This is a genomic window from Rhizobium sp. BR 317 (assembly GCF_047445835.1).
GTDB classification, from domain to species: domain Bacteria; phylum Pseudomonadota; class Alphaproteobacteria; order Rhizobiales; family Rhizobiaceae; genus Rhizobium; species Rhizobium paranaense.
Window position 1 is genome coordinate 212,668 of record NZ_JARWLB010000007.1, and the last position, 21,188, is coordinate 233,855.

Genomic DNA, 21,188 nt, shown 5'->3' on the forward strand with positions numbered 1-21,188 from the left:
AATCTGAGAGCCGCTCTATCTTTTTTGTTTTTTGCAATTCCGGACGGAAAACCGCTGCGCACTTTTCCTGGAATTGCTCTAGCAGGGCGGGACATCTCATGATTACCATTTTCGGTTCCATCAATATGGACCTCATCGCCACTACCGACCGTCTGCCTAAGCCGGGCGAGACGGTGGCCGGTAACGGTTTTTCCACCGCCGCCGGCGGTAAGGGCGCCAATCAGGCATTGGCAGCGCGGCGCGCCGGCTCGACGGTGCGTTTGACCGGCGCTGTCGGCAATGATGGTTTCGCCGCGCCGGCACTTGCCCTGCTCGACGCCGCCGGCGCCGATCTCTCTACCGTCAGCCACGTTTCCGAGCCGACCGGCACCGCGCTGATCCTAGTCGGCGGCGACGGCGAAAACATGATCGCGGTCGTGCCCGGCGCCAACGGCACGATGACGGCCGAGCATGCGACCAAAGCCGTCAATGCGCTAAGCCCGGGCGATACGCTCATGCTGCAGTTCGAAATCCCCGTCGCAGCCGTCGAGGCGGCACTCGCTGCGGCAAAGGCCAAGGGCGTCCGCACCGTTCTCAATCTCGCCCCCCTCATTCCCGATGCCGCGCGGCTCGGGCGCCTTGCCGACATCGTCATCGCCAACGAGACGGAATTCGAGCGACTGGCGGGCCAGGAAAATATGTCGGCCAGCGACCGCGAGGCGGCGCTTGCCCGCCTGCACGCCGAAACAGGGCAGACGCTGATCGTCACGCTGGGCCCCGACGGAGTCATCGCCATCCGCAATGGTGAATTGTCGCGCGCCAAGGGCCTCGTCATCGAACCGGTCGATACCGTCGGCGCCGGCGACACCTTCTGCGGTTACCTGGCCGCCAGCCTCGACCAAGGTCTCGATTTTCACGCGGCGCTGCGCCGTGCGGCCGTTGCCGGTTCGCTGGCTTGCCTGAAGCCAGGCGCGCAGCCGGCCATCCCAATTGCGAGCAATGTCGCTGCGCATCTTTAAGACCTGCCATTCCTAGCCGCAAAATTTAATTAAATTTTTGCGCTTCACGATCATTCTCCTCACGCCTGCCGCGCATGGCTGTCTCGCAGCGGCAGGCGCTTTCACGGCGGGCCCCATGATGGGGTCATCCTGTGCTGACCTTGCATCCGGATAATGTGCATCCGACGCATCGTTCTCTCGAGGAAATGATGTCCATCTTTCGTATGAAATCGCTTGCGGCCAAGCTCATCTTGGTCACTGGGGTAGCGATTGCGCTGGTTCTGTTCGTCTCAAACTTCCTGCTGATTTCGCAGAACCGCGATCGCGTGCAAATGCTGACCATGGATCAGGCCAATAGCGAGGCCAAATCCATCTCCAATGAAATTGCCGCCAATGTCGGCGAGCTTGCCAGCGCCGCCCGTTCCATGGCGGCCATTATCGGGCGCGGCCACGAGGGCCATACGTTCGATCGCAAGGGCATCATCAATATCCTCAAGGCCAATGTCGAGCAGAACGCCTTCGCCTTCGGTAGCTGGTTCTGCGAAAAACTTGGCACGTTCGACGGCAAGACGACTGAACTTGCCAACAACAAGGACGAAGGCGTCAACGACAAGGGCGTGTTCACACCCTATTGGTCGAAGACCAAGGATGGCGGCATCCAGTTCTCCACCTTCGACAACGACTACACCGCCGCCTGGTGGAAGCTCGCCGCCGATAGCGGCAAGGGCGCGATCACGCCGCCATACCTGGCCGAAGGCACCGAAGTTCCGACAACCATGAGCTCGATCGCCTATCCCGTCATGTCCGGCGGCAAGGTGATCGGCGTCTCCGGCGTCGACATCTCGCTCGCTTCGCTCTCCATCAAGCTGCAGAACCTGCATCCCTTCGGCTCCGGCCGCGTCCTCCTGGTGTCCCAAGACAATAAGTGGCTGGTGGCGCCGAACAAGGACCTGCTGATGAAGGACTATAGCGGCGAGGGCGCCGACGCCATCAAGGCGGCATTGACCTCATCGAAGGCGGGTCTCGTGAAGAACCTTGCCGATGGCGACACGGAAGGCTTCGACCGCGTGGTCTATCCCTTCGCAGTGCCCGGCCTCAATGCCACCTGGGTCGTGCTCATTGACGTGCCTCACAGTGCGATTGCCGGACCGGTGCGCGAGCAAACCTATATGATGATCATCGGCGGCATCCTCGTGCTCGCTGCCGTCATGCTGGCGCTTTACGCCGCCGTACGCACCTTCGTGCAGAAGCCACTTGGCGGATTGGTCGCCACCGTCAATAGCCTCAGTGCCGGCAACTATGCCGAACCCGTGGAGGGGCAGGACCGCGCCGACGAGATCGGCTCGGTCGCCAAGGCGCTCGAAGGCTTCCGCTTCGCCCTTGCCGATACCAAGCGGCTGGAGGCTGAAGCCAACGACCAGCGTCGTGCCGCCGAAGGCGAACGTTACCGTTCAGAAGCGGAGCGGGGCGAAACCGTGGCGCTGCAGAGGCGCGTCGTCACCATTCTCGGCCAGAGCCTGGCCGAACTCTCCAAGGGCAATCTCAGCCACCGCATCGCGGAGGAATTCCCCGGCGAGTACGCTCAGTTGAAACAGGACTTCAATGCCGCGCTCGCCAGCCTGGAAGAGACGGTGCATACCGTGAACCTCAGCGTCGGCAATATCGGCGGCGGCACGGGCGAGATCAGCAACAGCGCCTCGGACCTTGCCCGCCGTACCGAGCAGCAGGCGGCAAGCCTGGAAGAAACCGCCGCTGCGCTCAACGAGCTCACGGCTCAGGTCAATTCCAGCGCCGAAAATGCCCGCACGGCTGCCAGCAGCGTCAACGCGGCATCCGATGATGCCGGACGCTCCGGCGAGATCGTGCAGAAGGCGATCGCTTCCATGCATGGCATCGAGCAGTCCTCGCAGGAAGTTTCACGCATCATCGGCGTGATCGACGAGATCGCTTTCCAGACCAACCTTCTCGCTCTGAATGCCGGTGTCGAAGCGGCCCGCGCCGGAGAAGCCGGCAAGGGCTTTGCCGTCGTGGCGCAGGAAGTGCGTGAACTGGCGCAACGGTCGGCCAATGCCGCCAAAGAGATCAAGACCCTGATCAACACCTCGGCCGGCCAGGTCAAGGAAGGCGTCGATCTCGTCGGCCGCACGGGCAGTGCGCTGCACAAGATCGCCGAGCAGGTGATGGAGATCAACGGCCTCATCCGCCAGATCTCGGCTTCCGCCAGCGAACAGGCGATCGGGCTGAAGGAAATCAACTCGGCCATGAACCAGATGGATCAGGTGACGCAGCAGAATGCCGCAATGGTGGAAGAAACCACMGCCGCCAGCGTGACGCTGAACGACGAGGCTCAAACGTTGAAATCGCTGGTCGCCCGCTTCCGCACGTCACGCAGTGGTCAGGATAATGCTACCGCACTGCGGGCTACCGCCCAGCAGATGCGCGCGCCTAGCCCTGCCCGCCGCGCCGCCCCTTCTGCTGCTCCGGCTCGCAAAGTGCAGCCGCAGACCCAGGGCGCGAATGCGCTGGCGCAGAGTGAATGGGAAGAATTCTGAGCCGACTAATGATAAACAGGAAAGGCCGCCGGAGCGATCCGGCGGCCTTTTCATTTTCATGCTGCAGCCAAATCAGATGCGTGTAAAACGCTCAGTCAGCAGCGCGAAGAAACCGTCTGAATCAACATGGCGCATGACCTTGGCGTTGTGCTTGCGGTCGGTGACATGCCACCAGTCGACAACGGTCATGCCGACGGTCAGTTCCGACGTCACCTCGATCTCGACATTGCAATCGCGGCCTTTGAAAAGCTCCGGCTTCAGAAGATAGGCGATGACGGTCGGGTCGTGCAGCGGACCGCCATCAGAGCCGTATTTTTCGATATCGAAACGTTCGAAGAATTCCAGCATCTCGACCATGGCCTTGGCCGGGGCGGAGCCTACGGCGGCGATCCGCGCCACGCGATCCTTGCGGGTCAGAAGCTGGTGCGTCACGTCGAGCGGCATCATCACGATCGGTACACCCGAACGGAAGACAACATCGGCGGCCTCGGGATCGACATAGATGTTGAATTCGGCAGCCGGCGTGATGTTACCGCCCTCAAAGAAGCCGCCGCCCATCATTACCAGCTCACGGACGCGGGCGATGATGTCTGGCGCCTTCTGGAAGGCGAGCGCGATATTGGTGAGCGGACCGAGCGTGCAGAGCGTGACCGCGCCCGCCGGCCCGTTTCTCAGGGTCTCCACGATGAAATCGACGGCATGGCCGGGCTGAAGCTCCATGGTCGGTTCCGGCAGGTTGGGGCCGTCGAGGCCGGTTTTGCCGTGAACATGTTCAGCGGTGACCAGCTTGCGCTTGAGCGGCGCATCGGCACCGGCAAAAACCTTCACATCGCGGCGGTCGCAGAGCTCACAGACGATACGGGCATTGCGGCTCGTCAGACGCAGCGGCACATTGCCGGCGACCGTGGTGATGCCGAGCACGTCGATCTCCTCGCGGCTTCCGAAGGCGAGGAAAATCGCGGCAGCATCGTCCTGGCCGGGATCGGTATCGATGATAATTTTTCTGGGCTCGGTCATATCTGTCGCTTTCCTCCGGTGCAGTTCGGCAAACCTTGATGCGAGGCCCTTTGTGCTTTGTCAAGCAGCCGCACGCCGGCGCTATCATCGGCATTCCTGCACCATAATCAATCTCGCAAATGCGAAGGCGACGCCTCCTTGCACTCCCCTGCCCCTGCTCCCATATTAGACATAACCGGGTGCTGAAAGATCAGGTCCGGAAAGGTCGCTTGCTACCAAGGACTTGAGACAATGAGCCGGACGACTCCCTTTGCCAGCCCTCTGCTTCTGGGCTTTGACACCATGGAAAAGACGCTGGAGCGGATTTCCAAGGCCAGCGATGGTTATCCTCCTTACAATATCGAACGCATGCGGGCTGACCGCCTCTCGGGCGAGCCTGAGCGCCTGCGCATCACGCTTGCGGTTGCCGGCTTCTCGGAAGATGAGCTCGATATCACCACGGAAGAAAACCAGCTTTTGATCCGCGGACGGCAGGTGGAGCAAGAGGAGCGTGATTATCTCTATCGCGGCATTGCGGCGCGTCAGTTCCAGCGCGTCTTCGTTTTGGCTGACGGCATGCAGGTGCTTGGCGCCGTCTTGAAGAATGGCCTCCTTTCCGTTGATCTCATTCGGCCGGAACCGGACCGGATGGTAAAGAAAATTAACATTTCGGTCTCACAGTAAGACAACGGCTGATTGCCGTTGGTCTCTCATGCTGGAGGTGCGAACATGCTTTTGAGAGAAGCCACTGCCTGCCTGACTCAATCCGAACTGGCCGATATCGGTGCCGGTGAAGTTGCTTATGTCAGAAAGATACATTCGGACGAAGTTTCCCGTTGCTTCCCCGAGGCGCCGGACATCGATCCAAGCGTCGATCTGTGGGCGCTCTTCGGTGCCGACGGCACCCCGATCCTGTTGACGGATAACCGCTCCAGCACCTTTTACAAGGCGGCTGAAGACGAGTTGAAGACTGTCAGCCTGCATTAAGGCCCTTAAACGCAGCGATTAAGCGGACGACAGCGGTTAGGCTGTCGTTTTCGGCATAAGCGCCTCACGGCGCTCCTAAGCTCCGTAGACATCGAAAGCCAGCGCGATCCCCAGCCTTGATGCTTGCCCCAGAAGCTCGGGTGGAAATGTATCCCCGCCATTGCGATCGATAAACCAGCCGATGAAAAGCTCCAATTCACCGCCGCTCTCCTTGAGGGCTGCCAAGCCGTCCGCGCGACTTTCCAGCTTGGTGAGGATACCGGAAAGCGCTTCCGCCAACGGGGTGCTCTGGCCGGCGGCGAGTTCGAAGGTACAGTAATTGGCTTCCGATACCATGTTCAGAAGCTGTCCGTCGCTGCCGCGCATAGGCTCGCCGGCTTGATAGGCTGCTACCGGCCTCAATCCGACGGCCGCGGCGATGGACGCCGGATCAAATTCCGGATGCCAGATACGCAGGGAGATTCGAAACTGATAGTCGCTCATTCCGGCAGCCTATGGCAGTGGAATTCAATTGCAACGCCGGATGATCCAGCGATATCGGGTCAAACGCGGCGGAACGTCAGATAGGCCGAAGATCGGCCCTCACGCCGAGCCTTGGCTTCATAGCGTGTGCTCGGCCAGCCCTCATAGGGCGTCAGCCAGTCGCTGGCATTTTCTGCCATCCATTCAAAGCCGCCATGGGCATGGCAGTGCTGCAGCGTCCAATTGACATAGGTGTCGATATCGGAGGCAAAGCAGAAGAAGGCGCCGGGTTTCAGGACACGATGGAAGCGATCGAGATTGACCTGAGAAACGAAGCGGCGCTTCCAATGTTTTTTCTTCGGCCAGGGATCGGGATAGAGCAGATCGATCTGGTCGAGGCAGGTATCTGGCAGCCAGTCCAGCAGTTGGGTTGCGTCGTCATTATAGACGCGGATATTGCGCGCGCCGGTCTCGTCGACGCGGGCAAGCAGCTTCTGCATGGAATTGACGAAGGGCTCGACGCCGATGAAGCCAGTTGACTGATATTCCAGCGCCCGGTGGATCAGGTGCTCGCCGCCGCCGAAGCCGATTTCCAGGCGCAGACGTTCGGTCGGCACCTGGAACAGATCATTCAGCGGCTGCGGTGCCGGTGCGGAGAGATCGACGAGATATTGCGGCAGCAGTGCTTCCAGCCTTTCGGCCTGCTGGCCGCGCAAGGCTTTTCCCTTGCGCCGGCCGAAGAATGCTTCCGTCGCCCGCGACCGGCGCTCGGTATCGGTCATGCAGCTTCCCGGGTCTTCACGGCTTCCTTCAGCGCCTTGACGAGGTCGGTGCGCTCCCAGGAGAACGAACCGTCGCGGCCTGCCTTGCGGCCGAAATGACCGTAAGCCGAGGTCTTGGCGTAGATCGGCTTGTTGAGGTCAAGGTGACGACGGATGCCGGTCGGCGACAGGTCCATGTTCTTGCGGATAGCCGCTTCAACCTGATCCTCGGTGACGCCCTTGCCCGTGCCGTGTAGGTCGACATAGATCGACAGCGGCTGGGCAACGCCGATGGCGTAAGAAAGCTGGATCGTGCAGCGATCGGACAGACCCGCCGCAACGACGTTCTTGGCGAGATAGCGAGCTGCGTAGGCTGCGGAACGGTCGACCTTGGTCGTGTCCTTGCCGGAGAATGCGCCGCCGCCGTGCGGGGCTGCGCCGCCGTAGGTGTCGACGATGATCTTGCGGCCGGTGAGGCCAGCGTCGCCGTCCGGGCCGCCGATGACGAACTTGCCGGTGGGGTTGATGTACCACTTGCAATCGGAGGCGATCTTCAGGTCGCCGAGCGCTTCGATGATGTAGGGCTCAACAACGGAGCGAACCTTCTTCGAGTCCCAGCTATCGTCGAGATGCTGGGTGGAAAGAACGATCGAGGTCACTTCGGACGGCTTGCCGTCAACATAGCGGACCGTGACCTGGCTCTTGGCGTCCGGGCCGAGCTTTGCGACTTCGCCTTCGCCCTTCTTGCGGGCAGAAGCGAGCAACTGCAGGATCTTGTGCGAATAGTAGATCGGCGCCGGCATGAGGTCGGGCGTTTCCTTGCAGGCGTAGCCGAACATGATGCCCTGGTCGCCGGCACCCTCGTCACCCTGCTGGTCGGCCGCGCTGTCAACGCCCTGGGCGATGTCGGCGGACTGCGAGTGCAGGAGAACGTCAATGCGCGCCTTCTTCCAATGGAAGCCGTCCTGCTCGTAGCCGATATCCTTGATGGCGCGGCGGGCAGCGGCCTTGAACTTCGAGGGATTGATGACGTCGTTGCCGTCCTTGTCCTTCTTCATCAGGCTCGGCGGCAGACGAACTTCGCCAGCGATGACGACGCGGTTGGTGGTGGCAAGGGTCTCGCAGGCAATGCGCACGCCCCAGGGGTTGACGCCAGTCTTTGCCGCTTCGCGGTAAACCAGATCGACGATTTCGTCGGAGATGCGGTCACAGACTTTATCCGGGTGACCTTCGGCAACAGACTCGCTGGTGAACAGATAATTCGCGCGCATATGGGATTCCCCTCAAAGAACAAATCTCCGCTTTTGATATTCGTGTCGGGCACGAAAAACAAGCCACAGAAGGACATAAATATATCTTTATATCCCGGCGAAAGTGATAAAATTTTGCCATAAACATGGAAAAGGCGGCCAAAATGACCGCCTTACGACTTTGCCGCTCTACAGTGGTGCTTCGAAAGCTTATTCGGCGTCTGCCTCGGCGGCGAGCGCCTTGACGAGTTCGACCACCTTGCGACGGACCTTGCCGTCGGAGATCTTCACGAAGGCGCGGTTGAGCTGCAGCCCTTCGGAGGAAGAGAGGAAATCGACCACGTAATTGGAGCTGGAGGCCTCGGCCATGCCGCCGGCGCTTGCCGCGTGCTCACCCGGCGCGTCCTCGAAGAAAAAGGAAACCGGAACGTTAAGAATGCTGGAAATATTCTGGAGACGGCTGGCGCCAACGCGGTTGGTGCCCTTCTCGTACTTCTGAATCTGCTGAAAGGTGATACCGAGACTCTCGCCCAGCTTTTCCTGGCTCATGCCCAGCATAGTGCGGCGAAGGCGGATGCGGCTCCCGACATGAATGTCGATGGGGTTCGGCTTTTTTTTGTTCTCAATCATCATATTGCCCTAACATAGGTTGAATCCAGGTCCTGCCAACCGGTGCCCTTAACCACCCCTATAACGCTACGTTGCAGCCGACGCCCCACCCGGCTTCTAGTTTACGTTCAAAAGGCAGACAACAACCACTATGCAATTTTAGGGTTTTTTGGTCAATTCGCCCTTGGAATAAAACCCATGCGTGAAATCACAGCGATCATACCGACTCCCCCGATCGCCAACCAGAAGTACATATTTCGCATTCTATCATCGATTGCTGAGACGGTTGCGCTACTCAAAGTGGCATCGACAAATCCTTGCTCATTAAAGTCGATTCCGGAAATCAAACGTCCGTGAGCGTCGACATAGGCCGAAACCCCTGTATTGGCGCTGCGAATCAGCGGCAAACCCTGTTCGACGGCCCTCACCCGCGCCTGCAGGAAATGCTGATAGGGGCCTGGCGTATCGCCGAACCAGGCATCGTTCGTAACGTTCAGAATCGCGTCGGCCTGCCGGATTTCCGGCGTCATTTCGTTTGGAAAAATGATCTCGTAGCAGATCAGCGGGTAGAGTTTGACGCCGCTTGGCAGCGTCAGCAAATGCCGGCTGGCKGCGGCCGAAAAGCCGCCCGGCAGCTCGATGACGTTCTGAATGCCGAGATAGCCGAGAATGTTTTCGAAGGGCACATACTCGCCGAAAGGCACGAGATGGGTCTTGTCGGAAGCGCCGATGATCTGACCGCGACCGTCGATCACGTAGATGGAGTTGTAGTAGCGCGGCTCGAGACCGGGACCCATGTCCTCGACGCGAACGGCGCCGGTGATCAGGATCTGGTCGTCATCGAGCTGATCGGCAATGCGGGTCAGCGCGTCCTGATTATCCGTCAGGATGAAGGGCACAGAGGTCTCCGGCCAGACGATGATGTCGGGCCGCTTGCCGCCATTAACGGGCGGCTGGACCGAGAGCGAGAGATGCTTGTCGAAGATGGCGGCGCGATCGGCATCCGTGTTCATCTTGGCTTCCTGATCGATCGCAGGCTGGACGATGCGCACCACCGGGGCCGCCTTGCCGCCGGCCGGCGGTGCCGGCAGACTGAGCGCATAATAGCCGTAACCGAAATGCGCGGCGGCGATGAGCACGGCAAGCCCGATCCCCGGCACCCGCCCCTGGCGCGTTCCGAGCAGTGCCGGAGCGGCAAAGACAAAAACAGCAAGCGTGGTGACGCCGAGCACGCCGAGCACATGCGCCGACTGCATCATCAGCGGTGTGGGCATGGCGCCATAGCCGATGGCATTCCAGGGAAAGCCGGTGAAAAGGAAGCTGCGCAGCCATTCGAGCAGCCCGAAAGCGAAGGCAAGCGCGGCAATGCGCCCCATGCCGTCGGACCAGAGCAGCCGGGCCAGAGCCGCCGCCACGCCGTAGAAAATCGCCAGAAACGCCGGCAGGCCGAGGATTGCCAGCGGTAGTGCCCAGGCGAATTCATCGGCGTCGATCAGCAGCGCGTGGCCGAGCCACCAGAGACCGGCGACGAAATAGCCGAAGCCGAACAGCCAGCCGATGGCAAAGGCCGGCCAGAGACGACCGAGGAAGCCGCTATCGGGGCCGGCGGCAGCGCCATCCAGCAGCCAGACAAGCAGCGTGAAAGAAACGAACATCGCCGCGAAGAAGCCGAAGGGCGGCAAAGCGAGAACGCCGATGGCCCCGGCAAGGATGGCAAGAAGTGCGCGCTTGAAACCCCAGACGAGGATTACCCTGCCCGAAAGTCGTTCCATGCGCGCGCTCCGTCCAAACTGCGAATCAATTGGCGGCAGTCTTTCAAAAAAGCAGCGATTTGTCCTGCTGAAGCACCATTTATTGGCTGGCAGTCTTTTGCTCGGCCTGAGATTCGTCCGGAAGCGTATCCGGCGACGGCAGATCGCGCTCAAGCACGCCGCCTTCGCCCTCCGCCTTAGCCGGACGGCGGCGCAGGGCATGACGCTTGCGGGTGATGCGCAGCCGCTTGATGCGACGCGGATCGGCATCGAGAATGTGGAATTCGAAGCCCGGTAGCGCCTGGACCACCTCGCCGCGAACCGGAATACGGCCGAGTGCGGAGAAGATCAGGCCTCCGAGCGTATCCACCTCGTCCACCTGCTCGCTGATGTCGAAATCCGGGCCGATCGCTTCGGCGATCTCCTCCAGTTCGACGCGGGCATCGGCGACGAAGACGTCCTCGGAGATGCGCTTGAACATGACTTCCTCGTCGTCGTGTTCGTCGTCGATGTCGCCCACGACCATTTCGACGATGTCTTCATGCGAGGCGAGGCCGTCGGTGCCGCCATATTCGTCGATGACGAGCGCCATCTGCGTGCGGTTGACCTGCATGCGGCGGAGAAGATCAGACGCCAGCATGGAGGGCGGCACGAACAGGATCTTGCGGATGATGCCGGCTTCAGCCAGCGTCTTCTGAAGATCGACGCGCGAAAGGTCGAAATTCGGCTTGGCGGAGCGCGTTGGCTTCTCGGCCGGGCCTGTAGCCGATGCAGACGCCGCAGCGGCTGCCGCTTTGCCGTTGCCGCCGCGGCGCTTGTTGCGCGCCTGCTTGGCGACATAGGACAGGAGATCGCGGATATGCACCATGCCGCGCGGATCATCGAGCGTTTCGGCATAGACCGGCATGCGCGAGCGGCCGCTCTCCTCGAACAGGATCATCAGCTCGCCGATGGTGATGTTCTGGTCGACCGCCTCGATATCGGCGCGCGGCACCATGACGTCCTCGACCCGCACCTCGCGGAAACGGAGGATGTTGTGCAGCATCGCCCGCTCGTCCGGCGAGAAAGCGTCGTCATCGGTGGCATTGGTCATCAGGGCATCGGCGAGATCCTCGCGCAGACGCGCCGATCCTTGAGCTGGGCGCAGAATGCGCGCAGCGCGGGCCCAGAAGGATGAGTGTGATCGTTTGCCGCTACTACTGCCTACCTCATCGGAGGAGGCGGTTTCAGCTCCGTCTTTGGCCTCGGAGGCCGGTCTTGTCGTAAAGTCGCTCATTGTTCCTGATCAGACAGGGTTCAAGTCAAATGGGGTCCTGCCCCGCATAGGGATCAGATAGGCCAAGACCCGCCAAAATGCGAGTCTCCAGCCCCTCCATTCTTTCGGCTTCGCTATTATTCATATGGTCGTAGCCGAAGAGATGCAAGAAACCATGCACCATCAAATGGGTCAGATGGTCGTTAAAACTCTTTTCCAGCTCGACAGCTTCCCGCTCCACCGTCTCTTTGGCGACGATGATATCGCCGAGCATCGGGCCGGGTTTACCGCCGGGCGCCAGCGGAAAAGCGGGGAAGGACAGGACGTTGGTCGCCTTGTCCTGCTCACGCCATTCCGCATTGATCTCGCGGATCGAGGCATCGTCGGTGAAAACCAGCGACAATTCCGTCGCCATTTTCGGGAAGGGCTGCTTCTCGTTTTTCTCGAGATAGGCCGCAGCCGCGCCCAACACGCGCTCGGCCAGAGCCTGCAACTCATCCTCGGAAGGCCAATCGCCCTCCTCGACGCTAATCTGTATATCGAGATCGGCCATCAGATCTGCGGATCGACCTCACCGCCCTCGACGGGCGAGGCGTAGGTCGAGTCGTAAGCCCTGACGATGCGCGCCACCAGCGGATGGCGGACGACGTCCGTATCCTTGAAGCGGATGATGGATATCCCTTCCACGCCGTGGAGGAGCTGCAAGGCTTCCACCAGGCCTGACTTGACACCGCGCGGCAGGTCGATCTGGCTGGGGTCGCCCGTGATGATCATGCGCGAATTCTCGCCGAGACGCGTCAGGAACATCTTCATCTGCATCGAGGTGGTGTTCTGCGCTTCGTCGAGGATGACGGCGGCGTTGGCAAGCGTGCGACCGCGCATAAAGGCGAGCGGCGCGATTTCGATGACGCCGGCGGTGATGGCGCGTTCAACCTTGTCGCCCGGCATCATATCGTAGAGCGCGTCATAGAGCGGGCGGAGATAGGGGTCGACCTTCTCCTTCATATCGCCGGGCAGGAAGCCCAGACGCTCGCCGGCTTCGACGGCCGGGCGCGACAGGATGATCTTTTCGACTGCGCCGCGCTCCAGAAGCTGAGCGGCATGGGCGACGGCGAGATAGGTCTTGCCCGTACCGGCCGGGCCGACGCCGAAAACCATTTCGGAACGGTCCATCGCCCTGATATAGGCGTCCTGAGTGGGCGTACGCGCGATGATCGTCTTCTTGCGCGTCGAAATCTGCGCCATCGTCAGCTTGGCTTTTTTCTCCATCGTCGGCAGCGTCAGTTGGTCGTCGGCGGCAACCGCCATGCGGATTGCTCCTTCCACGTCGGAGCGCTCCACATTCCCACCTTTCTGCAGCTTGTCATAAAGATAATCGAGTGTGCGGCGTGCCTGGTTGGTGGCCAGCACATCGCCCGTGATGATGACGGAGTTGCCGCGGGCGCGCGCGTCGATACCAAGGCGCTCCTCCAGCAGCTTCAAATTCTGATCGAACTGTCCGAAAAGCTCGCTGGCGAACCGATTGTTCTCGAACGTCAGGATGAAGTGATTGGCGTCGCTCGCGGTGCGTGGCTGGCGCGATGAAGAAGAAACCAATTCCTGTCCGTTCAAGCGGTCCGGCTCCTTTGCCTGTCCGGAACCTAAAGCAACTCAGCAAAAAGGCTGTTCGTGCTGGTTCCGGTGATTCGTACATTGATAATGTCACCGATTTGCGATGCTTTTGCATCAACATTCACAGATTGCAGCCAAGGAGATCGGCCGATCAACTGACCCGGCATGCGGCCCGGCTTTTCCAGCAGAATATCGACCACCTTGCCGACGCAGGCATCAGCAAAATCATGCTGCTGCTTCAAAAGCAGCGCCTGCAATCGTTCCAGCCGTTCCGCCTTGATCTCTTCCGGCACTTGGCCCTTCAATTCCGCACCCGGCGTTCCAGGGCGCGTCGAATATTTAAACGAGAAGGCTTGCGCATAGTTCACCTCCTCCACAAGACGAAGTGTATCCGCAAAATCCTGCTCTGTCTCCCCCGGGAAACCGACAATGAAATCACCCGAAAGGGCGATATCCGACCGCGCTGCACGGATTTTTTCGATCAAAGCGAGATATTCCGCCGCCGTATGCCGCCGATTCATCGCTTTGAGGATGCGGTCGGAACCGGACTGAACCGGCAGATGCAGATAGGGCATCAGCGTACGCAGATCGCGATGGGCCGCTATCAGCCGGTCGTCCATGTCGCGCGGGTGGCTGGTGGTATAGCGCAGCCGGGCAAGGCCCGGAATTTCCGCCAGCCGGTAAAGCAGGTCGCCGAGGCTCCAGGCTTCGCCCGAAGGTCCGGTTCCGTGCCAGGCATTGACGTTTTGGCCGAGCAGCGTGATTTCACGCACACCGCCATCCACAAGTTTTTCAGCCTCTTCGACGATCTGGGCGACCGGACGGGAGACTTCGGAGCCGCGCGTATAAGGCACGACGCAGAAAGTGCAGAACTTATCGCAGCCTTCCTGCACGGTCAGGAAGGCCGTGACACCGCGGGCACGGATCTTCGTCTTCTCGGCAATCGGCAGATGCTCGAACTTGTCCTCGATCGCATATTCCGTATCGACGACGCGCTGGCCTTCCTTGGCGCGCCGTAGCGCCTCCGGCAGGCGATGATAGGTCTGCGGGCCGATGACGACGTCGACGGCTGGCGCGCGGCGGAGAATTTCCTCACCCTCGGCCTGGGCAACGCAACCGGTGACGCCGATCATCATGTCGCGGCCGTCGGCTGCTTTGCGCTTCTTCATCTCACGCAGACGTCCGAGCGCGGAATAGACCTTCTCGGCAGCCTTCTCGCGGATATGACAGGTGTTCAGTAGGACGAGATCGGCTTCTTCCATGTCTTCGGTCGGCTCGTAGCCATCACGGGCGAGCGCATCGCTCATCCGCGTCGAGTCGTAGACATTCATCTGGCAGCCGTAGGTCTTGATGAAGACCTTACGGCTGTTGGAGCCATCGCGCAGGCCAAGCTCCAAAGCATTGGGCTGCGGGGCATCGAGAAGTGCACTGTCCTTGGTCATGGCCGCTATGTAGTGGCTTTTGCTTCTGGAGAAAATGAAAAAGTTAAAATCGCCGGAATATCAGGCGATCTCGCGGCCAAGCAGCCGGCCCGCCAGCATCGAGCGGATGCGCCGCGCCACCGTGGCGCTCACCTCCTTGCGGTTGGTGTCGGCGCGATAATCCACCGCCTCGCCAAAGCAGACGTCGACATCGATGGCCCCGCAGGCAAAGATGCCCTTCAGGTGCGGCATCAGCTCGATGTCACCCGGCCAAGCCGCAAGGGGACGATAATAGCGGCCCATGGCGACGCCGTGGACACGGGTGTAGGCAACCGCGACCGGCTGGACGTGAACGACGGCATCCGGCGTCTTTGGCAAAGCCGCAGCAGCCGCGCCGAACAACGAGGATTTGACGTCGAGTAGGCGATTGCCATCCGATGTCGTGCCTTCCGGAAACAACACCATGATCTCGCCATTAGCCATCCGCTCGGCGATCTCGCTCACCTGATCGCCGGTCTTGCGCTTCTGCTCACGCTCGATGAACACGCTCTTCTGCCATTGGGCGAAGAGGCCGAAGACCGGCCAGTCCCGCACTTCCGATTTTGCGATAAAGGCGACATCGGCAACGGCGGAAAGCACCAGAATATCGAGCCAGGAAGCGTGGTTCGAGGCCAGCATCAGCGGCCGGCGACGCTCAAGCTCCCCGACGACATGGATGCGGATACCGAGCCAGTAGCAAATAATGCGATGCCAGGAGCGCGGCAGATAGCGCCTGAGCTTCCAGTCGAAGCGCAGGCAGAGGATCTGCAGCGGTAGCAGAACAAGGCTGACAACGCATATGACGAAGACGGCACAGCCGATGCGCAGCCAAGTTATCAAATCATCCGCTCCCGTACGATCGCCGCCACTTCAGCGTTCGTCCTTATTCAGCGGAATACCGTAAAGCTCCAGCCGATGGTCGACGAGCTTGAAACCGTGTTCGCGAGCGATACGCTCCTGCAGCGCCTCGATCTCCGGCGAGTGGAATTCGATCACTTCACCGCTCTTCAGGTCGATCAGGTGATCGTGATGCTCTTCCGGCACGGTCTCGTAACGCGAACGCCCGTCACGGAAGTCATGACGCTCGATGATGCCGGCATCCTCGAACAGCTTTACGGTGCGGTAGACCGTCGAAATCGAGATCTTGGCATCCACCTTGACGGAGCGGCGGTGCAGCTCTTCGACATCGGGATGATCCTCCGAACTCTCGATGATGCGCGCAATGACCCGCCGTTGCTCCGTCATGCGCATGCCGCGCTCGGCGCAAAGCTCCTCAAGGGATTTTACGGGATCGTTCATTGAATACGGTCTTCGGTCTATTCGTCTATGACAACGGACTAGCGAAGAACACGGCGCATGACAAGCGCCGTCGATTTCGCGCCGCTTTCGTCGACATAATAGGCCTTGCGTTCGCCGACCGTTTCGAAACCGAGCTTGCGATAGAGACCGAGAGCCGGCTGATTGACGCCATCGACTTCCAGGAACATGGTTTCGCCGCCGCGGTTACGCGCCTCGCGCAATGCCGCCTGCATCAGCCGCCAGCCGAGGCCGGTGCGGCCCAGCTTGGCATTGACGGCAACCGTCAGGATTTCCGCCTCGCCCGCCGCATGGCGCGCCAGGACGAAGCCGGGAAGCGGCTTTTTCAGGATGGCGTTGGTCTGACGGGCAACAAAGCCAAAGGTCGTGTCCTGCGACAGGAGGCTTTGAAATTCGCTATCGTCCCAAACCCGCGAAAAACGTTCGCCATGCAGTGCCGCCACCTCGGCGCAATCCTGCAACTGCATCGGAACGATCTCGTATTCGGCTTTCAGGGTGAGATAGGATTCCAGCATGGTCATACCCTGGCGACTGCGTACCCTGCCTGCGGTCTGGCGTCGGGTCCGCGAAGATAAAGCGGCTTCGGCTTTTCGCTGACAGGTTTGACAGCGCCCAGCCGGGCGACGGTGGCAATCGGAAAGGCATCAGGCCGTGCCGCCGGCGGAGCGTCGCTTAGCCGGGCAACCGCCGAGCCGGTGACGACGCCATCGAAAGCATCAGCGATCGTACGCGCTTCATCAGTTGTCACGGCGCGCGCCTCATCCAGCGGATGGCCATCGGCATCGAAGGACTGGAGATAGATCTCCTCCCGCTTGGCGTCGATGGCAGCCAGAACCGATTTACCCGGATTCGTTTCCCGTGCGGCAGCGGCCATGACCTCGAGGGTCGTGACGCCGACAGCGGGAATGTTTAGGGAAAGCGCGAAACCGCGGGCCGCTGCAACGCCGATACGGATCCCGGTGAATGAGCCGGGACCGACGGTCACGACCACACGCTCCACGGCCGCGAGCGCTATATCGGCTTTAGCCAGCGCCCGGTCGACAACATCCATCAAATGTTCGGCATGCCCTCGCCCGATCGTTTCCGTGACCTCCCCCATCACAGAATCACTACCGCTATCATACACAGCGGCAGCGCAATCCACACCTGCCGTGTCAAGCGCCAGTACGATCATCACAATTTTTCCGAAAGAGCAGTACGCAAAGCACGGTGACCTATCTTCGAACCGTCACCGCACTTCAATCCGTGTCTTTGCATGCCGTTGTCCAAAAGCCGCCGCGCACTTTCTGGGATCATGCCTGGACGGCTTCGACTTCCTGCACTTCCGGCACGAAATGACGCAGCAGGTTCTGCACGCCATGCTTCAATGTCGCCGTAGACGACGGGCAGCCGGAGCAGGATCCCTTCATGTTGAGGTAGACCTTGCCGTCGCGGAAGCCACGGAAGGTGATGTCGCCGCCATCCTGGGCGACGGCCGGACGAACGCGGGTCTCCAGCAATTCCTTGATGGTGAGCACGATCGCTTCGTCGCCTTCATCGTAGAATTCGCCGCCGGCGTCCTGCGCTTCGGAGAGAACCGAGGATGCACCCATGACCGGCTTGCCGGACATGAAATGCTCCATGATCGAGCCGAGAATGGCGGGCTTCAGGTGCTGCCATTCCTGGTTTTCCTTGGAGACGGAGATGAAGTCGTAGCCGAAATAGACACCGCTGACGCCGGGGATATCGAAGAGGCGGGCAGCAAGCGGCGAAACTTCCGCTTCCTCGGCGCTGCGGAATTCGGCCGTGCCGCTTTCCATCACCACCTTGCCCGGCAGGAACTTAAGGGTTGCCGGGTTCGGCGTCGCTTCGGTCTGAATGAACATCTTGATCTCCATGCGGCGGACCAAAGGCCCATGCCACTTCAGTAGTGTCCGACTTTAGAATATTTCAAAAGAAAATAGGCTTTTTGGCCGCGCTATTCAAGAGACTGATTCTCAAGAATTAGCCCAATGGAACTCAGCTTAGCGCGTCGATTTCCTCGTTCGTCAGCGTATCCGGCAGCACCGTCACGGGGATCGGGAAGGCCGCGGCACGGCCGGCGATCGAAGACACCAGCGGTCCCGGCCCTTCCTTGGCCGAACCGGCAGCAAGAACAAGCAGCGCGATATCCCGGTCTTCCTCGATCACCGCATTGATCTGCTCGGCGGCCGATCCTTCACGAATTACGACCTCGGGATCGATGCCGATATTCTCGCGTACGATCTGCGCCGCCTTGGCCGTTGCCGCCTCGGCCTCCTCACGCGCTTCGGCCCGCATGATCTCCTCGACACCCAGCCATTGCTGGAAATCGCCTTCGGGGATCACAAACAGGAGCACAAGGCCGCCGTTGGAATTCTTGGCGCGCCGGCCGGCATAGTGGACGGCACGCTGGCATTCGGGAGTGCCGTCAATGACCGCCATGAACTTGCGGCGATGACCTTCGAGCCGTGAGAGACGTTTTGATACCATAGACCAAGTCTGACATCGAAATCCGTGCCATGGCAAGCCCCGTTTTGAACCCGGTGACTATTGCCGCTCAGCCGACCTACAGGTCCATCAGCCTCGCTTCGCCCGACACTCGGATGGAGCTGCCAACTGCGGCCGGGATATCGGCATGCAGGCGGGAACGCATACCCATATCCTCACCCTGGATGATGTCGATGGCGCCGCCATGCGGCCAGGCGATATCGCGGAGATATCCGGCGAAGGCTGCGGTCGAAGCGCCGGTCGCCGGGTCTTCATAGACCCCGCCCGAGGCGAAGGCATTGCGGGTCTGGAACAGTCGCGGCGTTTCAGCGTAGGCGAGCAGGATCGTGACCCAGCCTTCGCGGACCATCAAGGAGCGGCCCGCATCGAGATCGTATGCCATGGCGGCAAGCGTCTTGCGGGATTTCAGGGCCAGCATGAAATGATCGGCGCCACCGTGAATAAGCGCTGGCGGAATGGCCGGGTCCAGATCGTCGGTCGAATATCCGAACAATGCCAGCACCTCCGACAACACTTCCGGGGGCGGCGCTTTGCTTCTCGTCGGCGGCGACTGCAGGGCCGCCGAGAGGACGTCGCCATTCCGATGCCCTTCGACGGTGATATCAGCCTGATTGAGCGTCAGCGCAAAAATCCCGTCGCCTTCCCGCAACGCAAGCGCCGCTCCAAGCGCGATCGTCGCGTGACCGCAGAATGGAACTTCCGATTCCGGAGAGAAATAGCGCACTCTCCAGCCCTGCCCTTCCGGGCTGGCAAAGCGGTCTCGGAGAATCCAACCTCGGCTGCGATGCTCTGCATCTCGGCGGCATCGGGTATGACATCGGCAATCAAAACGCCGGCGGGATTGCCGCCAGCTCCGTTTTCCGAAAAGGAAGCAATCCGCAAAATCGTCAAGGTCGGCCATCCGTTCGCTGCTGTTGGCGCGCCGCATCGACAGCGCGCCAAGCGATAAGAGACCAAAAGCCTTAGTAGATAAAGCCGATAATGTCGCGGACTTGCTTCATCGTCACTTCGGCGCGGGCTCTCGCACGGTTGCTGCCATCGCGCAGGATAGCGTCGATATGGCCGGGGTCGGCCATCAGGCGACGCATTTCGCCGGTGATCGGCGAGAGCACATGCACGGCGAGATCGACCAGCGCCGGCTTGAAGACCGAGAATTGCTGGCCGCCGAATTCCGAGAGAATGTCGGCCTTCGACCTGTCGGCAAGGGCCGCATAGATGCCGACAAGATTGTMGGCTTCCGGCCGGCCTGCAAGACCTGCTATTTCGCTCGGCAAGCCGTCCGGATCGGTCTTGGCCTTGCGGATCTTCTTCGAGATGTTCTCTTCGTCGTCGAGCAGATTGATGCGCGACAGATCGGAAGCATCTGATTTCGACATCTTCTTGGTGCCGTCGCGCAGCGACATGACGCGCGGCGCCGGGCCATCGATCAACGGCTCGACCATCGGGAAATAGGCATGCACCGGCTCGTCACCGACGGTGATGTCGATGCCGTAGCCCGAGCGGCGGATATGTTCCATGTAGTCCAGATTGAACTTCATGGCGATGTCGCGCGTCAGTTCGAGGTGCTGCTTCTGGTCGTCGCCGACAGGCACATGCGTGGCGCGGTAGACGAGAATGTCGGCGGCCATCAGGCTCGGATAGGCGTAGAGGCCAAGAGAGGCCTGCTCGCGGTCCTTGCCGGCCTTGTCCTTGAACTGCGTCATACGGTTCATCCAGCCGATGCGGGCAACGCAGTTGAAGATCCAGGCAAGCTCGGCATGTTGCGGCACGGCAGACTGGTTGAAGACGATATGCTTTTGCGGGTCGATGCCGGCGGCGAGGAAGGCGGCCGTGATCGAACGGATCTGGCCCGGCATGTCCTCATGCACGAGCTGAGCCGTCAGCGCATGCATGTCGACGACGCAGTAGATGCAGTCGTTGTTGGCCTGCAGTGCCACGAACTTGCGGATCGCGCCGAGATAGTTGCCGAGATGGAGATTGCCGGTCGGCTGGACGCCGGAGAATACGAGCGGCTTGAATTCGGTCATGTCGTCCTCAAAAGGCTGGTGGAGGGCCTGGGCGAGCTCGCGCTCGACCCTTGGTTTCGAGCGGCTTATGCACGGCGGGCAGGCGGGGATCAAGAGGATATCTGGCGGAGTCTCAGGAAGAATGCTGGATCAGGTCCCAGGTGTTGCCATAGGGATCGGCGAAGACCGCCACCGTGCCATAGACCTCATGGCGGGGCTGCTCCAGAAACCGTACGCCCTTGGCAATCATCGCCGCATGGTCACGGGCGAAATCGTCGGTCTTGAGGAAGAAGCCGACACGGCCGCCGGTCTGGTTGCCGATCGCTGCACACTGCTTGTCGTCGGCTGCTTGCGCGAGCAACAACGCTGCCCCCTCGCCGCCCTTCGGCCTGATGACGACCCAGCGCTTGCCCTCCGGCTGCACCTCGTCCTGCAGGCAATCGAAGCCGAGGCAATCGCAATAGAAGGCCTTGGCGCGATCGTAATTGTCGACGACGAGGGTGATCAGGAAGAGGGATTGGGGCATGGGAGAACTCCGCATTTGCCAAAATCGTCCCCTCGCCCCGCTTGCGGGGAGAGGGTTAGGGTGAGGGGCCATGCACAAAAGTTCGGCGCTGGCAGACTATCTTGGCCAGCCGTTAAAATGGCGGCGCCTGCATACTTTTAACTTTGCGGGGGCATCGGTG

22 protein-coding genes and 1 pseudogene are annotated in these 21,188 nt (G+C 60.6%); 4 read left to right on the plus strand and 19 right to left on the minus strand.

Annotated features, from left to right (window positions below; all coding sequences use genetic code 11):
- The first annotated feature begins 98 nt into the window (after nt 1-98).
- Nucleotides 99-998 carry a ribokinase gene (locus QD357_RS13800; RefSeq protein ID WP_107106834.1) on the plus strand — a complete coding sequence of 300 codons (900 nt, stop codon included), beginning with the start codon at nt 99-101 and terminating at the stop codon, nt 996-998.
- Between the two features lie 188 nt (nt 999-1,186).
- Nucleotides 1,187-3,529, plus strand: coding sequence for a methyl-accepting chemotaxis protein (locus tag QD357_RS13805; protein WP_107107041.1), 2,343 nt, complete (start codon nt 1,187-1,189; stop codon nt 3,527-3,529).
- 72 nt (nt 3,530-3,601) lie between these two features.
- Here QD357_RS13805 and QD357_RS13810 read toward each other — a convergent pair whose 3' ends face one another.
- A complete protein-coding gene (locus tag QD357_RS13810; RefSeq protein WP_414124439.1) occupies nt 3,602-4,546 on the minus strand; it encodes a nucleoside hydrolase in 945 nt (314 codons plus the stop codon).
- A 231-nt stretch (nt 4,547-4,777) separates the two neighbouring features.
- Between QD357_RS13810 and QD357_RS13815 the strand changes: the two genes are divergently transcribed.
- Together QD357_RS13815 and QD357_RS13820 are read left to right on the plus strand one after the other, a co-directional pair.
- On the plus strand, nt 4,778-5,209 hold the full coding sequence (locus QD357_RS13815) for an Hsp20 family protein (RefSeq protein WP_107106832.1): 432 nt from the start codon (nt 4,778-4,780) through the stop codon (nt 5,207-5,209).
- 45 nt (nt 5,210-5,254) lie between these two features.
- Nucleotides 5,255-5,512, plus strand: coding sequence for a DUF1150 family protein (locus QD357_RS13820; RefSeq protein WP_107106831.1), 258 nt, complete (start codon nt 5,255-5,257; stop codon nt 5,510-5,512).
- 75 nt (nt 5,513-5,587) lie between these two features.
- On the opposite strand, the gene QD357_RS13825 is transcribed toward QD357_RS13820, so the two are convergent.
- The 18 genes and pseudogenes from QD357_RS13825 to QD357_RS13910 all read right to left on the minus strand — a co-directional run bounded on the left by QD357_RS13825 (nt 5,588) and on the right by QD357_RS13910 (nt 21,028).
- Nucleotides 5,588-5,995: a DUF4279 domain-containing protein gene (locus QD357_RS13825; protein WP_107106830.1), complete on the minus strand. Its 408-nt coding sequence runs from the start codon at nt 5,993-5,995 to the stop codon at nt 5,588-5,590.
- 59 nt (nt 5,996-6,054) lie between these two features.
- Nucleotides 6,055-6,756, minus strand: coding sequence for a tRNA (guanine(46)-N(7))-methyltransferase TrmB (gene trmB, locus QD357_RS13830; RefSeq protein WP_107106829.1), 702 nt, complete (start codon nt 6,754-6,756; stop codon nt 6,055-6,057).
- Nucleotides 6,753-8,006 carry a methionine adenosyltransferase gene (metK, locus tag QD357_RS13835; RefSeq protein ID WP_107106828.1) on the minus strand — a complete coding sequence of 418 codons (1,254 nt, stop codon included), beginning with the start codon at nt 8,004-8,006 and terminating at the stop codon, nt 6,753-6,755. The genes trmB and metK overlap by 4 nt, the downstream gene beginning before the upstream one ends.
- A gap of 189 nt (nt 8,007-8,195) precedes the next feature.
- Nucleotides 8,196-8,615 carry a helix-turn-helix domain-containing protein gene (locus tag QD357_RS13840; RefSeq protein ID WP_107106827.1) on the minus strand — a complete coding sequence of 140 codons (420 nt, stop codon included), beginning with the start codon at nt 8,613-8,615 and terminating at the stop codon, nt 8,196-8,198.
- A 152-nt stretch (nt 8,616-8,767) separates the two neighbouring features.
- Entirely contained in the window at nt 8,768-10,366 is a 1,599-nt protein-coding gene (lnt, locus tag QD357_RS13845; protein ID WP_107106826.1) for an apolipoprotein N-acyltransferase, read from the minus strand.
- 79 nt (nt 10,367-10,445) lie between these two features.
- The gene (locus tag QD357_RS13850; protein WP_107106825.1) at nt 10,446-11,621 is read right to left on the minus strand and encodes a hemolysin family protein; all 1,176 of its coding nucleotides are present in this window, start codon (nt 11,619-11,621) and stop codon (nt 10,446-10,448) included.
- 25 nt (nt 11,622-11,646) lie between these two features.
- Complete coding sequence (gene ybeY / locus QD357_RS13855) at nt 11,647-12,153, minus strand: rRNA maturation RNase YbeY (RefSeq protein WP_107106824.1); 507 nt, start codon at nt 12,151-12,153, stop codon at nt 11,647-11,649.
- Nucleotides 12,153-13,211: a PhoH family protein gene (locus QD357_RS13860; RefSeq protein WP_107106823.1), complete on the minus strand. Its 1,059-nt coding sequence runs from the start codon at nt 13,209-13,211 to the stop codon at nt 12,153-12,155. Before QD357_RS13860 ends, ybeY begins: the two co-directional genes overlap by 1 nt.
- 29 nt (nt 13,212-13,240) lie before the next feature.
- Nucleotides 13,241-14,653, minus strand: coding sequence for a tRNA (N6-isopentenyl adenosine(37)-C2)-methylthiotransferase MiaB (gene miaB, locus QD357_RS13865; protein WP_107106822.1), 1,413 nt, complete (start codon nt 14,651-14,653; stop codon nt 13,241-13,243).
- A gap of 60 nt (nt 14,654-14,713) precedes the next feature.
- Nucleotides 14,714-15,511, minus strand: a complete 798-nt coding sequence (locus QD357_RS13870; RefSeq protein ID WP_107106821.1) for a lysophospholipid acyltransferase family protein — start codon at nt 15,509-15,511, stop codon at nt 14,714-14,716.
- A gap of 30 nt (nt 15,512-15,541) precedes the next feature.
- Nucleotides 15,542-15,970, minus strand: coding sequence for a Fur family transcriptional regulator (locus QD357_RS13875; protein ID WP_107106820.1), 429 nt, complete (start codon nt 15,968-15,970; stop codon nt 15,542-15,544).
- A gap of 38 nt (nt 15,971-16,008) precedes the next feature.
- A complete protein-coding gene (locus QD357_RS13880) occupies nt 16,009-16,503 on the minus strand; it encodes a GNAT family N-acetyltransferase (RefSeq protein WP_107107040.1) in 495 nt (164 codons plus the stop codon).
- A 2-nt stretch (nt 16,504-16,505) separates the two neighbouring features.
- Nucleotides 16,506-17,162 carry a tRNA (adenosine(37)-N6)-threonylcarbamoyltransferase complex dimerization subunit type 1 TsaB gene (gene tsaB, locus QD357_RS13885; RefSeq protein ID WP_107106819.1) on the minus strand — a complete coding sequence of 219 codons (657 nt, stop codon included), beginning with the start codon at nt 17,160-17,162 and terminating at the stop codon, nt 16,506-16,508.
- Nucleotides 17,163-17,280: 118 nt separating this feature from the next.
- The gene (locus QD357_RS13890) at nt 17,281-17,853 is read right to left on the minus strand and encodes a NifU family protein (protein ID WP_107107039.1); all 573 of its coding nucleotides are present in this window, start codon (nt 17,851-17,853) and stop codon (nt 17,281-17,283) included.
- 133 nt (nt 17,854-17,986) lie between these two features.
- Nucleotides 17,987-18,478: a universal stress protein gene (locus tag QD357_RS13895; RefSeq protein WP_107106818.1), complete on the minus strand. Its 492-nt coding sequence runs from the start codon at nt 18,476-18,478 to the stop codon at nt 17,987-17,989.
- Nucleotides 18,479-18,554: 76 nt separating this feature from the next.
- A pseudogene (locus QD357_RS13900) lies at nt 18,555-19,387 on the minus strand (PhzF family phenazine biosynthesis protein).
- Nucleotides 19,388-19,458: 71 nt separating this feature from the next.
- Complete coding sequence (gene trpS, locus QD357_RS13905; RefSeq protein ID WP_414124440.1) at nt 19,459-20,523, minus strand: tryptophan--tRNA ligase; 1,065 nt, start codon at nt 20,521-20,523, stop codon at nt 19,459-19,461.
- A gap of 112 nt (nt 20,524-20,635) precedes the next feature.
- On the minus strand, nt 20,636-21,028 hold the full coding sequence (locus QD357_RS13910) for a VOC family protein (RefSeq protein ID WP_107106816.1): 393 nt from the start codon (nt 21,026-21,028) through the stop codon (nt 20,636-20,638).
- Nucleotides 21,029-21,188: the final 160 nt, after the last annotated feature.

Excerpts from the sequence above, each read along its gene's own strand:
- QD357_RS13810 (WP_414124439.1), bottom strand. The coding sequence starts at position 4,546 with ATGACCGAGCCCAGAAAAATTATCATCGATACCGATCCCGGCCAGGAC.
- miaB (WP_107106822.1), bottom strand. The coding sequence starts at position 14,653 with ATGACCAAGGACAGTGCACTTCTCGATGCCCCGCAGCCCAATGCTTTG.
- QD357_RS13890 (WP_107107039.1), bottom strand. The coding sequence starts at position 17,853 with ATGTTCATTCAGACCGAAGCGACGCCGAACCCGGCAACCCTTAAGTTC.
- QD357_RS13880 (WP_107107040.1), bottom strand. The coding sequence starts at position 16,503 with ATGCTGGAATCCTATCTCACCCTGAAAGCCGAATACGAGATCGTTCCG.
- QD357_RS13840 (WP_107106827.1), bottom strand. The coding sequence starts at position 8,615 with ATGATTGAGAACAAAAAAAAGCCGAACCCCATCGACATTCATGTCGGG.
- QD357_RS13815 (WP_107106832.1), top strand. The coding sequence starts at position 4,778 with ATGAGCCGGACGACTCCCTTTGCCAGCCCTCTGCTTCTGGGCTTTGAC.
- QD357_RS13825 (WP_107106830.1), bottom strand. The coding sequence starts at position 5,995 with ATGAGCGACTATCAGTTTCGAATCTCCCTGCGTATCTGGCATCCGGAA.
- QD357_RS13800 (WP_107106834.1), top strand. The coding sequence starts at position 99 with ATGATTACCATTTTCGGTTCCATCAATATGGACCTCATCGCCACTACC.
- QD357_RS13850 (WP_107106825.1), bottom strand. The coding sequence starts at position 11,621 with ATGAGCGACTTTACGACAAGACCGGCCTCCGAGGCCAAAGACGGAGCT.
- metK (WP_107106828.1), bottom strand. The coding sequence starts at position 8,006 with ATGCGCGCGAATTATCTGTTCACCAGCGAGTCTGTTGCCGAAGGTCAC.
- tsaB (WP_107106819.1), bottom strand. The coding sequence starts at position 17,162 with ATGATCGTACTGGCGCTTGACACGGCAGGTGTGGATTGCGCTGCCGCT.
- trmB (WP_107106829.1), bottom strand. The coding sequence starts at position 6,756 with ATGACCGATACCGAGCGCCGGTCGCGGGCGACGGAAGCATTCTTCGGC.
- ybeY (WP_107106824.1), bottom strand. The coding sequence starts at position 12,153 with ATGGCCGATCTCGATATACAGATTAGCGTCGAGGAGGGCGATTGGCCT.
- QD357_RS13875 (WP_107106820.1), bottom strand. The coding sequence starts at position 15,970 with ATGAACGATCCCGTAAAATCCCTTGAGGAGCTTTGCGCCGAGCGCGGC.
- QD357_RS13895 (WP_107106818.1), bottom strand. The coding sequence starts at position 18,478 with ATGGTATCAAAACGTCTCTCACGGCTCGAAGGTCATCGCCGCAAGTTC.
- QD357_RS13820 (WP_107106831.1), top strand. The coding sequence starts at position 5,255 with ATGCTTTTGAGAGAAGCCACTGCCTGCCTGACTCAATCCGAACTGGCC.
- QD357_RS13910 (WP_107106816.1), bottom strand. The coding sequence starts at position 21,028 with ATGCCCCAATCCCTCTTCCTGATCACCCTCGTCGTCGACAATTACGAT.